Consider the following 12,619-nt stretch of genomic DNA (forward strand, 5'->3'; position numbering starts at 1 on the left):
GCAGCAAACAAAGGGAACTGGCAGGCGCCCGACTTCATCGCGCGCCATCGATGCACGGAAAAAAGAAGCCGGCGCCCCGAAGGGCAGCCGGCGTGGGTGGGTGGATCAGGCCGCGACGAGTTGCCGGGCCAGTGCCACCTCGACGGAATCACCGTCCTGGTTCAGCACGTCCAATCCCGACTCGGGCACGTCTCCCGACGTGCTCTGCGAGACCATGATCTTTCGCGCCATCAGCCCCAGGCAGGTCATCTGCGAGGAAGCCGCGTAGCCGAGGTAGATCACGCGAACCGGCAGCTTCTGGCCGATGCGCCATGAGCGCCGGGCCGCCTGCTGCAGGCTGTAGACGTTGTAGCCCGACTGCATGAACACGATCGTCGGAAACTCCAACAGGTCCAGGCCGGTTTTCACCAGCTCGGGGTTCGTGATCAGCACGTCGATGCCGCGGTCCAACTGCTCGGCGATCCAGTCCTCGCGGCGGGAGGCATCCACGCTTGCGCGCAGCACCGCCACCTTGAAGCCTTCCTGCTCCAGCAGCACCTTCAAGCGCGACGTGGTGTCGCGCGTGCCGGTGTAGACCGAATAGACCAGCGTCTTGCGACCCGCAGCCTTCTCCTGCTTGCAGATCTCGATCAGCTCGCGCTCCTTGGGCATCACCTCCAGCTCGTTGAACTGAGCCGGAACGAAGGCCAAGGTCTGGCGTGTGCGCGGGTGCACCACCGTCTCCGACCGGAAGCAGCAATCCGGCCAGGCCAGCAGCACGTTGAGGACCACACCGAGCAGCGTCGTGTCGCGCTTGGCCAGCGCCTGTTTCAGCGCCGAGGTCAGACGAAACGACAGATCGCGATAAGCCGCGGCTTGCGCCGTGTCCATCGCCACCTCGCGGAACTCCTCGTCGTAGGACGGCAGCACGTTGCCGCCGATGTCCTTCAACTTGAGGAATACCGTGAACGGCAGGACGCAACGCAGCACGCCCTTCGGGCCGAAGCCCGGCGCCTTGACCGTGCGCACCGAGACCTTGCTGCCCTTGGCCGTCTTGTGCGCCGTGCCCGTGCTCTCGGAATAGATGTCCTTGAGGATGCCGTGATCCCTCATGAACGCCATCGCGGCCGAGGTCATGCTGCCGCTCTTGGTCGGGCGGTAGCCGTCTTCGATCATTCGCCCAGGCAGGGCTCGGAACAGCAGGTGGAACAGGTCGTCGCCGTAGCCGCCCATCAGCGTGCCAGTGAGCAGCAAGGCCTTGCGCGCCTTCGCTGCGAGCACGCCCATGGCCTGGCCTTGGGCGCTACCGCCGTTCTTGTACTCATGCGCCTCGTCGGCGATGAGCAGGTCGAACGTGCCTTGCGGCAAGTACCTTTTGATGAATTCGCTGGGCTGATACCCGCCCTCGCCGAAGCCGAACTCCATGTTCGCCATCGCCCGCTCCATGCGGTGCGCCTGACGATCCGAGAACACCAGCTCACCGTTGGCATCCATGAGGTTGATGAACTCGTGGATGTTGTCGCCCAGCATTGAGGCCAGGAAGCCGTCGCCGAACTTCTTCATCAGCTTATGCGCCGTGACCTCTCCGATGGTCGGGATGCGCTGCAAGGCTTTGAAGACGGCCGTGGACTGGTCGCTGGCGGACAGGCTCCGCGGTCGCATCAGCGTCCACAGCGGTGCGGCGCAATGGCTGCACCGGCGGCGGTAGTCCTCGGCTTCGAGTTCGACCGGGTTGATCGGCTCGCCGTCGAGATTGGTGATGACCTGGCCGCAGTCCGGGCATGCGCCCACTTCGCCGTGCCGCGTGCGCCGCACGTTGAAGACGGGCTTCCAGTGGAAACCCATGCGCATCCGCACGCGACCGAGAACGTAGAACTCCTGGCCGCGTACCGGCACGCCCAATTGCTCGCGCAGTTTGATGAGCTTGACCAGCGTGTCCGGGCCATTGAGCACCCAGACCTTGGCGCCGGCCACCGTCTCCTGGATTTCCCGGCGCCATTTGTAGACCAGGTGAGGCGGCGAGAGGATCAGCGTGCGGCGATAGCCTTCGGCGTGCAGCACGGCCGCCGTGGCGATGCCGACCGTGGTCTTGCCGCAGCCCATCTCGCCATTGACGATCGCGGCGCGTTCGCCGCGGTCGGCCAGCAGCTCGGTAACGGCATGCACCACCTCGGCCTGCGCGCCGAACAGCTTGCGCTTGAGACTGGCCAGCACGAGCTGGCGATGCGGCCGGGCCTGGCCGGTGTAGACGGGAGGGTTGGCGCGGTTGAGCGAGTCCAGCAGCTCGTCGCCGAATTCGGCAACGAAATCCTGAAGGCTCATCGCCAGGGGAGAAGCAGTCGCTTCGAGCACGTCGCTCTGGACGGGCGTGCCATCAGCGGCGGGAACGACTTCGGTATCGAGGGACATGGTGATGCTCCAAAGAAGATGGGGCATGCACCTCCCCCTGCGGGGCGATGGCATGCCCCGGGGTGGGAAGAGAAGAACGGCGCGAAGCCGCAGTGGAAGAACAGATCGACGGCGACCGTCAGGGAACAGCGATCAGCGGATGGTCAACACCTCGCCGCAGGTCGGCGAGCCTGGTGTCATGTCCCAGGCACGGATGACCGGCACGAACTTGTCGGTCAGGATGCGCGTCTCGGCCACGGAACCGTCGTCGCGCTCGGTGTACTCCGTGTGCAAGGTCTTCTCCTTGTGGGTGTCGCCTTTGACGACGAGCACGCGGCCCGTCTTGGACTTCACCACTCCGGAGATCGCACCTGCGGCGAGTGCCAAGGCGAGATGCCAATGCGATAAACCTCGCGCCGGGGACCGCAGCGACTGCTGCGCGGCGCCCAGGTGCGTGTCGAGCGTCGGCCAGAGCCCTTGCAGTCGGCCGACTTCCTCGGCGAACTGCTCGGGCTCCATCGTCACGCGGTAGAAGTGCTCCGGCTCGGCCGTGGCAGGCACCGTGTAGGGCAGGAACGGCCATTCGACTGGCAGCTCTTCCGCTTCGGCGTCGCCAAGACCTATCTGCAGCAGCAGCGCGCGCGTGGCCTTGACAGACTCCGATGCCTGGTCGCGCTGGCGAACCTTGCGACCGAAGATCACGACCTGCTTGAACTGCGTGTCCACCGCGCGGTAGATGCGCAACTCGGCGAAGTGCCGGGTCAGCCATCCGACCAGCTCGGCGTCGAGCACGTAGTGCGGGACGATGTAGATCAGCACGCCGCCGTACTGCAACAGCGGCAGCGCCTTCTGATAGAACAGCTTTTCCAGCCGAGCGCGGCCCTGGCCCTGGTAGCCGACGTTGCCGTTGGTGTCCTTGGACAGGTCGCCATACGGCGGGTTGAGCCACAGCAGGCCGAAGCTCTGCCGGCTGATCAGTGTGTCCATCAGGTCGCCGTGGATGCAGCGATCGACCAGTTGCCGGGCATGGCGTGCGCGCTCGGCCTCGTACTCGACGGCGAAGGCCTGGACCTGCTCGCGCCCGAGGGCGTGCGCGGCTTCGGCGATCGCCACGCCTTCGCCGGCGCAGGGATCGAGGATGCACAGCGGCCCGGCCGAGGCCTCGGCGGGCGCCAGTGCGGTGAGTGCTCTTTCGAGCGTGGGTTCATCCGTGGGGAAGTACCCGTTCTTGACGAAGTTGCGGGCGAGCCGCGGGAACATGAGGGCCATGGGAATCTCCTGGCATTGAAGATGAAGGGATGCGGACATGCGCGCGTGCATGTCCGGTGAAGGAACCTCAAGCCACCGCTTCGAGCGGTTGCGCCGAGGGGGTGCGGCTGGCGGGTGCGCCGCCGACGAGCGCGCCGCTGCGGATCAGGCCGCCCAGCACCTCGGTCAGCGTCGGCACGTCGATGGCGAGCCGATGGCCTTCCAGAGGCCCGAGGGCGAACGGCAGGCGCGTCAGCATCGACTTCGCCTGCAGCAGTTCCAGTACGCTGTCGCGCCAGGGATCGAGAAGCGGCAGCGGGCACGTGTCCCGCACCAGCGTCCACAGCCGGTCGAGCCGGTGCGTGGAATCGCGAGGCAGGAGCGCCAGTGCGCTGGCGTTGGCCTTGTCGGGTTTGACGCAGCGCCGATCGAACAGCCAGATGTTGGTCAGCGAGCCGAACAGCGTGCGCCGGTAGGCGCGTGCGCTGCGTTTCTCCAGGTTCTCGACGTTGCCGACGAAGACCGGGATGCTGGCGCCCTGCTCGGTGATGACGTGGAACTGATCCAGTCCCTGTTCGTCCCGGCCCAGGGTGAGGCGGGCCAGGAATTCCTGGACGGCGGTGTCGCGCGCCCAGAGGGAGATGAAGACCAGGTTGCCGTTCTCGTCACCGACGACGCCATCGGCCATCAGGTCGGGGCATTCGTCGATGCGATAGAGCGTCTTGGGGGAAGAAGGTGCAGGCATGGTGATGTCCTCGAAGTGAGCGGAGACAGCACCAACCGCGAGGGCAGTCACTGCCCCAGGGGGATGGAAGAAGACGCGGTGAGCGTCGTGGTGAAGAATCAGACCGTGCGTCGCAACGCACCGTAGCCTTGAAGGTCTGGACTACCTGGGCATGTTGTCGGCAACGCCGACGGACATGGGACATAGCCTGCGCCAAGGTGCGCCTACAGCGGGAGCGGAAAACCGACCCAGCGTCCAACCCTGTTTGCGCTGGCGCATCGCCCGCGGCCTGGAAGGACGGCCATAAAAGAAAACCGCCCCGGGAACACCGAGGCGGCAAAGATGACTGCTTGGCTCAGGGAGGAAAAGCCAGGGAGGTATGCAGTCGAACCGCAATTTTCGCGGCGGCAGCGAATTGCCGCATTAGGGTTACACCGAACCAAACTGAACGTGGTGCGCTGGCAGCACAGCGCCGCCAAAGAAAAAGCGGACCATGCCGCGAGGCACGATCCGCTTGTGGGTCAGGCTTTGAGCTGACGCAGGCCATCCGCGAGCAGCCAAAGCGCCCGGTTGAGCCGGACGTTCTGGTCGATGCCCTGAACGGGTCGCGTGCGCTGCTGGCGCCCGTTGGCGGCACGGCCAGTCAGGCCGCCCTTGACCAGGTTCTCCTGAACCCGGTTGAAGACCGACCAAAGATCGGCACGGTTGTCGTCGAAACGACGAGGCCGCAGGATCTGCGTCTCCGTGATGGGCAAGGCCTTGCCCGACTCGTCGTACTTCAAGGTCAGCGCCGACCTGGCGAAGACTTCGGCCTCGCCGTCGTCGAGGGTGATGACGCGCATGGCGTCGCGCGAGTCCTGCACGCGCTCGAAGCCGTGCAGCACCTCGTAGGCGCCTTCGATCACGTGATCGGTGACGTTGCCCTTGTGGGGCACGCGCACGTCGGCGAAGGTGTCGCCGCACACCAGGCCGTTGTGGCAGACGAATCTGAACATGCCCGCGAGCATCTGGTAGCTGCTGGTGCCGTCGTGCGAGTTGAGCAGGATGATCTCGTTCGCCTCGGCGCCGTTGATCTGGCTGGCGTGGCGAAGGCGCAGCATGTGCTTGGTGTAGTCGCGGCGATCCTCGTGTCGCACGCGGGTCTGGCACACCATGAACGGCTGGAAACCTTCTCTGCGCAGTTCGGTCAGCACAGCCGCCGTGGGGATGTAACTGTACCGTTCGGAGCGGCTTTCGTGCGGGGTGTCCGCGAAGATGGATGGGGCCACGGTGCGAATCTGATCGTCCGACAACGGATGGTCGGCGCGCAGCACCGGGGAACGAGGGGCGAAGCGAGATGCGAGTTGCATGATGATCTCCTTGCGGAATGGAGCAATCGGCATCCAGCGGCCGAGGCCGGATGCGTGCGATTGCGTAGGACGAAGAAAAGCCCTGCTGAACAGGGCCTGATGAAAGGGATGAAGAAGTGCGCCGCGTGAAGGCCGGCCTATGGGTTCGGAACCGGCTCCCAGCCGCGGCTGTGCGGGTTGAAGCAAAGCGCTTCCTGGCCTTTGAGGATCGGCGTGAAGCCGTCGAGAAAGACGTGTCGCAGGTACAGCGCGCGGTAGGTCAGTGCCTGCCACGCCTGTTCTTCGCTCAGGCCGTTGGCGATGAAGTGCTCGCGCAGTTCGTCGTCGTCGGAAACCTCGTTGTTGGCCAACTGGTCTTCGACGAAGCGAAGCAGCTCGGGCGGCAAGGACGACATGAGGGTGTCCATGTTCGCCTCAGTCGGTGGCTGCATCGCCGGCCGCTTTGCGCGTCGGCTGCTGGTGGAAGGCATGCACCCTTGCGCGCCAGGTGGCGCAGCGCTGCGGCGCCATGTCGAGATAGCGCAGCGGGCACGAGTAGCAGTACGGGTGCTCGGCCTCGACCAGGAACTTGTAGCCCCATTCGCGGCCCTCGCTTTCCAGCAGATGGCAGCCGATCAAGGTGGCCGACTCGCCGGGTGCGAGACCCAGGACGCCGGCCTGCTTGGCGGTGACGCGCGCCACCGTCCACAGCACGTTGCCGACCAGCGTGTGGTCGATGACCTCACTGCGCGACCGCTCGGTTTCCTCGGTTGCGGTCAGCTCGCGGATCAACTGATCGCGCGTCAATCGAACGAATGTCCAGCCCATGGAATGACTCCTGTGAGAAAGGGCCGGAGTCCTCCCGCCGGGGAAGGAGCCCCGGCGGGTGGTGGAAAGCCGCAGGCATGCGGCGTGAAATGGCGATGGGATCAGACCCTGGTGAGGTGCCAGTCCTGGGACAGCGGAGCGAACTCGTAGCCCAGGTCGCCGAGGCGGTCGCGCTGCTGACGCAGCACGCGCCGATCCACGGTGGCATCGAGCTTGACGACATCGCCCAGCGGCCAGAGTGTGCCGAACAGCGCCGCGTCGCCGTCGTCGTCCGCATGGGCCGTAGCCTCGGCAGACGCAGCAGCCGGCTCGCTGCCGAACGGCGTGGTATCGACCAGCGGGTCGCGCGAGCTGCGCGCCTTCTTCCGGCCGGCCGCCTTGGGGGCGGTCGTCGGCGTCGGCGTGGCGGTCTGCGCTTCCTCGTCGATCGGATCGACTTCCTGCGGACTCAGCCGGCGGGCGTCGTCACGGCTCAGGGCGTCGATGTTGGACAAAGTCATCCCACCCAGGAGGGCGCGGATCTCAATGACCATGCGGCCGTTGGCGGTGTACGTGGACGGGCGAATCTCCGCGATGGCGAAATCGCCCTCGTACTTGCCTTCGGCGTACTGGTCGAGTTCGGCGTTCTTCACGACGAACTCGCCGATGGAGGTCGCAAGGCGCCCGACGTTGAAGTCGCCGTTACGGCCGTGGATGGTCTTGATGGCCAATTGGCCGGGAATGGTGATCATGAAGAACTCCTGCGGACGAAGCTGCGATCACGCACACGGCCGTCATGGCGACGGTCGCATGCGCACGCGAGTGGGAGAAGACAAGGCCCCGGACTCAATTCAGAGTCGGGGCCTTGCGGATCAGAACGACTCGGCAACTTCCAATGCAGGCGCATCGGCAGTGGCTTCGTCGGCAGCTTCGGCGGCGGGCCTGGCGGGCTCGAACGCAGCGGCTTGCGGCTCAGCGAACGTCGCGGGGACATCCGTGTTACGCACGTCGCGTTCGTCGCGCTGGTCGGCATCGGTCGGCTTGGGCTCGGCCTTGTAGACGAGCTTGCCGTCGACCTTGATCCAACCGACGAACAGCAGGCGGGCCTTGAAGCTCACCCCCTGCTCGCCGGCACGCTTGCCCTTGGAGTAGGTGAAGGTGTCGGCCCACAGGTCGCCCAGACGGAAGCCGATCATCACTTTCTTCTCGGCATCGACCGCTTGGATGCAGCGGCGCACGAGGTGCTGCGCTTCGGAGCCCGAGACGCGCGTGTCGAAACGCACGTAGGCCACGTCATCGCTGGGGCCGTTGAGCGCCGCGATGTCGCAGGCCAGGAACGCATCGCCTTTCTTGGGCTTCACTTCGCGGATGCGATTGAGATACCCGAGTCCGGTGATGTGCAGGTCGAAGTAGGACTTGTCGGTGGAAGTGGTCATGGTGAATCTCCTGAGAACAATGAGGCGGAGACACACCCGACCCAAGGCGGGGAAGGTGTGGAACCCCCGCGTGGGTTGAAGGAACAGCTTGGGTGGCATCACCATCGGGAGAACCGATGGCTGTTCGCGCTGGGATGCCGGAGCGAACTGGTTGATCAACGCGGTCGGAACCGCGTCGCAGTCTTGAAGATCGAGACTGCCTGGGCATGCTGCTGACGGGCGTCAGCGGAACATGGCGGCAGCGTGGCGCCAGGCGCGCGCCCGCGCGAGCGGCAATCGGCACCGGCGGCTGTCCGCATTAGTGGCACCCTCTCGCCACCGGGTTGGGCAGGTACTGCCGCTTGCGGACCAGCATCTCGAAGGGCTCGCCCGCGCGGCTGGCGGTATCGAAGTCCACCACCACGAAGCCCGGTTCGATGGGCCGGTACTCCAGCCAGTGGATCGGCACTTGCCAGTGCTCGGCGCAGTCGCGCACGAAGCGCAAGGTGGCTTCCACTTCTTTTCCGGTGTTGGCGAAGCAGACGACGGCATCTGCGGGCAGGCCGCCGTTGGCTTGCAGCACGCGCCAGAGCATGTACGCGCTGGTGCGGCCGCCGCTGAAGCTGATGCAGGTCGGTTGCTCGATCTTGAACGGGTCTCGCATGCAGGCGTCACCAGGCGGTGGCACCGGCAGATGCCGGCGTGAGCGGCCCGAGCCGGACTGGAGACGAGCGCGTGCGATGCGGCCATGGGCCGCGGCACGAGATAAAGAGAAGCCCCCGTGAAGGGGGCTGGGAAGCAGTACGGTCAGTGGCCGGCCGGTGCAGCGGATACCGCCTGCATCGACAGGTGCGTGACCGTGGCCGACACTTCGAGGTCGTCCTCGCTGTGCAGGATACGGGTGAGGACCCGTTCCTGCAGGGCGAAGAACTCGCCGAAGTCGTCGCCGCCGAATTCGGCGCGCGCCAGTTCCCACCAGTCGTCGAACGCATCGACATCGGGGTTGCAGCCCACGGCGTAGGCGATGGTCTTGCGCCGCCCATCGGGCCGGCTCTCGCCGTGCTCGGCCATGAAATACACGCCCTGGTCCTTGACCAGGATGACGCGGCACTGGTTGGCCGCCGCCTCGGCAAGCACGGGCCGAAGCTCGGTGCCTTTGAATCGAACAGTCATGGAAGTGGTCTCCAACGGTGAAGGAAGAAGGTTTCCCGCCGCGAGGACGGGAAGCCGCTTGGGGACGTGAGGGGATCAGTGCTGGACGGGCTTGCGACCGGACAGGCGCTGTACGCGGATGAGGCGCCAGCTCCCGTCGTCGATCAGCCGCTCCAGCACCTGGCCCAAGGTGTCGAAGAACACTTCATCGACCCGCTCGACCAGCTCGCCTTCGCGATGCAGCTCCACCGCGTAGGTGTCGAGGCCGCGTTCGTAGAGCACGGTGACGCGCCCCTGGAACTTCGCCGAAGCGACGGTGAAGCCGATGGCCGGCGGCGTGGCGATGATGTTGCTGGGGCTCGGATCGACCACCGTGAAGTCCCGCGCGCCGGCATCCACCAGCAGGTGCGTGATGCGGCGGAATCCATCGGGCGCGGGCAACTGCTCCAGTTGGTGGATCAGCTCCTGCAGCTCGGGGCACTGCGGCTCGGGGATCGGCAGCTTGGCCGGCGCGGAACCCAGGATGAGCCGCTTCACCGTGTACGGCTGGCCGTCGGCGGTGAACTCAGTGCTCTCCTCGGGCGTATCCGCGCGCAAGCCGTCGAAGCGGCGCCGCGCATACGGTTCGACCTGCACCTTGGCGCCTTCGTCGGGCACGTCGGTGACGAGGGCCTTGTCGAGCACCGCGAACTCGGCCCGCCCCGTCTTGACGACGATGGCCTCGTCGGTGGTGGCGATGACCTTGCCCTCGAAGGGCTTGGGATCAACGTGGAAGCCCAGCGTCGAAACCTTGGGCTGGCCGTCGAAGATGTTGAACTTGAAGCTGCGGACGTTGGAAGGCACGTGGCCGCGAACCAGCGTCGGCATCTGTGCGCGGATGGCTTGGGTATCCATGGAAGACTCCTTGTGGCAACCAAGGGACTTCCGCCCGCAAGGGAGGTGTGTCCCTTGGGTGTGAGGTGGATGGACGCGACATGCGCCCGGAGAAGGAATAGCAACCAGCACGGCGAACCGTGCCGCAGCCTCGAAGGTCTCGACTGCCTGGGCATGCTTGCCGGCAACGCCAGCGAACATGCGAGCAGCGTGCGTCAGGCGTGGGCCAGCGACGCGGGGGAATCGGCACTGCGCGTCCACCGGCTTCGTCCAGAAAGAACACGAGCCCCGCGTGGGGGCTCGAAAGGTGGTGTCAGTCGTCGTAGATCGGCAGGCCGTCCAGCACCTGCGCATCGGCATCGAAGACCAGCATGCGCACGTCGGCGAGCGCGGCCAGGTGCAGCACGTGCATGAGGGATTCCGGCATGCCCTTCTTGCGATGCTCCTGCATCAGCCGCTTGGCCGTGATGCCTTCGACCGCGCGCAGGTTCTCGTCGGTCCAGGGCGTGGCGATCAGCTTCAACCCGATGGCCGGGCCGTACGGGATGTGGAAGGCGACGAACAGGAACAGCGTCGGCGTGGCGATGTCCGCCAGTTCGGCGAGGAAGCGGTGTGCGTCGGCGTCGAGGTGCGCGCTGCTGATTTCCCAGCACCGGCTGTAGTAGCCGGTTTCATAGCGCAGGCGCCGCACGACTTCCCGCGCCGCTTCTTCGGAGTAAGTGTCGCCCACGTGCAGTGGCTTGCCGTCTTCCTCGGCCATCACGGCATAGACCACGTTGCGGGCGAGCCCGTGGCTGCGGCATTGCGCCTGCAACTCGTTGGGGACCACCTGGTCCTCGGTGATCAGCACGAAGTCGTCCGAGAAGATGCAGGCCCGCCGTTCGACCTGGCTGTCCGGCAGATTCGACTGCGAAGGATGCAGCGGCAGGTAGGTCAGCGGGCAGTCGTCGTCGTAGGAGATGGCGAGCAGCCGCTGGACGGACAGGCCGTCGTAGCCGCGGACAAAGGGATTGTTGTTCGAGTAGGACATGGGATTTCTCCAGCAGGGGATGGCCGAGGCAATCCCCTGCTGGGGATTGAACCCCAGCGGGTGGATGAAGTGGCAGCCGGTCAGTCGGCAGCGGTAGAGGACGGGTCGCCCAGCGCCTTCAACAGGTCGAGCAGGCCGCCATTCGCAAGCTGGTACAGGCGGTTGTAGTCGTCGCCGGTCGGCGCCTGCTCCAGGCGATCCAGCCGCGCATCCAGGTTGAGGATGCTCTGGTGCACGTTGCGGGCGATGCTCAGCGCGGAAGGTTTTCCGGCCGGCTTAGGTGCATCGAGCACCGAAAGGACTTCAGCGGGCGATGGGTAGCGGCAGTCGGGTCCGTACTCGACCGGGAACACCTCGCGCCCGGTCAATCCGGTATTCGGGGTTCCGCTGCTGACATGCAGCACATACTCGTCGGGCACATCATTGCCGGCGTAGTCGAACACCACGATGCGCGGCTTGCGCACGTCGGCCGGCCAGCCTTCAAGGATGACCGCATCGATGTCGTCGTCGGTCACGAGCAGACCGATGGAAAAGTCAGGGGACATGAATCACTCCTTTCAAGAAAAGGAGGGACATGGCCCCATGCAGGGACGCATGTCCCTCGTGGGGTGGGAAGAAAAGAAGAACGTCGGCAGGCCGCAGCGCGGCTCACCAGCCGTTGTAGTTCAGCGTCAGGTCGGCGACGACCTTGCGCCGTTCCAGGTCGAGGCCGCCCAGGTCGGACAGACCCTCGAAGCCGCAACGCTTGAGCATCGCACCGCCCTCGCGGGCGTTGTAGAAGCTCACCATCGCGGACAGGAACATCCGCTGGCCGCTGCTCAGGACGCCGAGGGCATCGTTGAGCATCAGCAGCTTCGGCCGCAGATCCCACTTGGTGGTGGCACGCTGCAGGCCTTCGCGGGTGCCGTCGCCGAACCATTCGGCTCCGGCGATGTCGACGCCGCGTTTCCACGCCTCGAAGAAGGCTTGGGGCGCGGCGGCGAAGTGCTGGTGTTCCAGCTCGATCTGATCAAGTACCTCTTGAGGCAGGGCACGGTTCATGACATGGGCTCCTGGTGGTTGGACATCACGGGTGGAGGCGCTGCTGCCAGCGGCCCGTTTGCAGGGCGTGCTCGGCGGCGTGGTGCGAGCGGAAGTAGCTGACCGACTCCCGCGAGACCGGGCCGTCCGCATCGGCGGTGCCGATGTAGTGGCCGGCTGCGCTGCACAGCACTTGCAGGGGCAGGCGCTTGCCGACGCAGGCCAGGGCCTGGTAGCCGATGGATTCGGCTCGGGCCTGTTCAGCACTCAAAGGTGCCGATGCGAGCGCAAGGGACATGGTTTTCTCCTGTTGGTTGAAGACCGGGAGCACCACGCCCTGACGGGAGCGGATACCTCCCGAAGGGTTGAACATGAAAAGCACCCGCGTCGTGGCGACGCGCGTCCGCGGTGGTCGGTGCGAAGCGGACTGGATCGGTCAACGCGGCGAACCGCGTTGCAGCCTTGAGGACCGGGGCTGCCAGGGCATGGTGCTGACGACCGTCAGCGACACATGCGGGAAGAATGAAAGCGCGGCGGCACTCCGTCGCTGATCAAACGGAACCGAACGCCGTCCAGTTTGGGCCGAGCGCTGGCAAGAGCAGCGATGCACGATTCCGTTCGCCCACGACAAAGGCGCCGAAGCCTCGCAAGGCTT

At 65.6% G+C, this 12,619-nt stretch carries 15 protein-coding genes; all 15 read right to left on the minus strand.

The annotated features are described in order from the left end of the window. Positions 1-105: 105 nt before the first annotated feature. The 15 genes from B4920_RS15465 to B4920_RS15535 all read right to left on the minus strand — a co-directional run bounded on the left by B4920_RS15465 (position 106) and on the right by B4920_RS15535 (position 12,262). A complete protein-coding gene (locus B4920_RS15465; RefSeq protein WP_016451645.1) occupies positions 106-2,388 on the minus strand; it encodes a helicase-related protein in 2,283 nt (760 codons plus the stop codon). Positions 2,389-2,520: 132 nt separating this feature from the next. Next, positions 2,521-3,636, minus strand: a complete 1,116-nt coding sequence (locus tag B4920_RS15470; RefSeq protein WP_004265560.1) for a DUF6094 domain-containing protein — start codon at positions 3,634-3,636, stop codon at positions 2,521-2,523. Positions 3,637-3,703: 67 nt separating this feature from the next. Further along, positions 3,704-4,360, minus strand: coding sequence for a hypothetical protein (locus tag B4920_RS15475; protein ID WP_004265557.1), 657 nt, complete (start codon positions 4,358-4,360; stop codon positions 3,704-3,706). A gap of 500 nt (positions 4,361-4,860) precedes the next feature. Continuing rightward, entirely contained in the window at positions 4,861-5,688 is an 828-nt protein-coding gene (locus tag B4920_RS15480; protein ID WP_004265548.1) for a DUF932 domain-containing protein, read from the minus strand. Between the two features lie 137 nt (positions 5,689-5,825). Then, positions 5,826-6,095: a hypothetical protein gene (locus B4920_RS15485; RefSeq protein ID WP_003454871.1), complete on the minus strand. Its 270-nt coding sequence runs from the start codon at positions 6,093-6,095 to the stop codon at positions 5,826-5,828. 7 nt (positions 6,096-6,102) lie between these two features. Next, positions 6,103-6,495 (minus strand): hypothetical protein, encoded by a 393-nt coding sequence (locus B4920_RS15490; protein WP_079435567.1) that lies wholly within the window; start codon positions 6,493-6,495, stop codon positions 6,103-6,105. Between the two features lie 101 nt (positions 6,496-6,596). Continuing rightward, complete coding sequence (locus B4920_RS15495; RefSeq protein ID WP_003454876.1) at positions 6,597-7,226, minus strand: DUF3275 family protein; 630 nt, start codon at positions 7,224-7,226, stop codon at positions 6,597-6,599. Between the two features lie 120 nt (positions 7,227-7,346). Then, the gene (locus B4920_RS15500) at positions 7,347-7,910 is read right to left on the minus strand and encodes an STY4534 family ICE replication protein (RefSeq protein WP_079435568.1); all 564 of its coding nucleotides are present in this window, start codon (positions 7,908-7,910) and stop codon (positions 7,347-7,349) included. A 298-nt stretch (positions 7,911-8,208) separates the two neighbouring features. Next, positions 8,209-8,553, minus strand: coding sequence for a hypothetical protein (locus B4920_RS15505; RefSeq protein WP_003454883.1), 345 nt, complete (start codon positions 8,551-8,553; stop codon positions 8,209-8,211). Between the two features lie 143 nt (positions 8,554-8,696). Beyond that, positions 8,697-9,062 (minus strand): DUF3085 domain-containing protein, encoded by a 366-nt coding sequence (locus B4920_RS15510; protein WP_003454886.1) that lies wholly within the window; start codon positions 9,060-9,062, stop codon positions 8,697-8,699. Between the two features lie 75 nt (positions 9,063-9,137). Further along, complete coding sequence (locus tag B4920_RS15515; RefSeq protein ID WP_003454887.1) at positions 9,138-9,935, minus strand: hypothetical protein; 798 nt, start codon at positions 9,933-9,935, stop codon at positions 9,138-9,140. A gap of 292 nt (positions 9,936-10,227) precedes the next feature. Further along, on the minus strand, positions 10,228-10,944 hold the full coding sequence (locus tag B4920_RS15520) for an ABC transporter substrate-binding protein (protein ID WP_079435569.1): 717 nt from the start codon (positions 10,942-10,944) through the stop codon (positions 10,228-10,230). Between the two features lie 80 nt (positions 10,945-11,024). Beyond that, positions 11,025-11,489, minus strand: a complete 465-nt coding sequence (locus B4920_RS15525) for a hypothetical protein (RefSeq protein ID WP_079435570.1) — start codon at positions 11,487-11,489, stop codon at positions 11,025-11,027. Positions 11,490-11,592: 103 nt separating this feature from the next. Continuing rightward, positions 11,593-11,985, minus strand: coding sequence for a hypothetical protein (locus tag B4920_RS15530; protein WP_003454890.1), 393 nt, complete (start codon positions 11,983-11,985; stop codon positions 11,593-11,595). A 25-nt stretch (positions 11,986-12,010) separates the two neighbouring features. Further along, positions 12,011-12,262: a hypothetical protein gene (locus B4920_RS15535; protein ID WP_003454891.1), complete on the minus strand. Its 252-nt coding sequence runs from the start codon at positions 12,260-12,262 to the stop codon at positions 12,011-12,013. Positions 12,263-12,619 lie beyond the last annotated feature (357 nt).

Origin of the sequence: Zoogloea sp. LCSB751, from assembly GCF_002028455.1 — a bacterium.
Taxonomy (GTDB): Bacteria; Pseudomonadota; Gammaproteobacteria; order Burkholderiales; family Rhodocyclaceae; genus Zoogloea.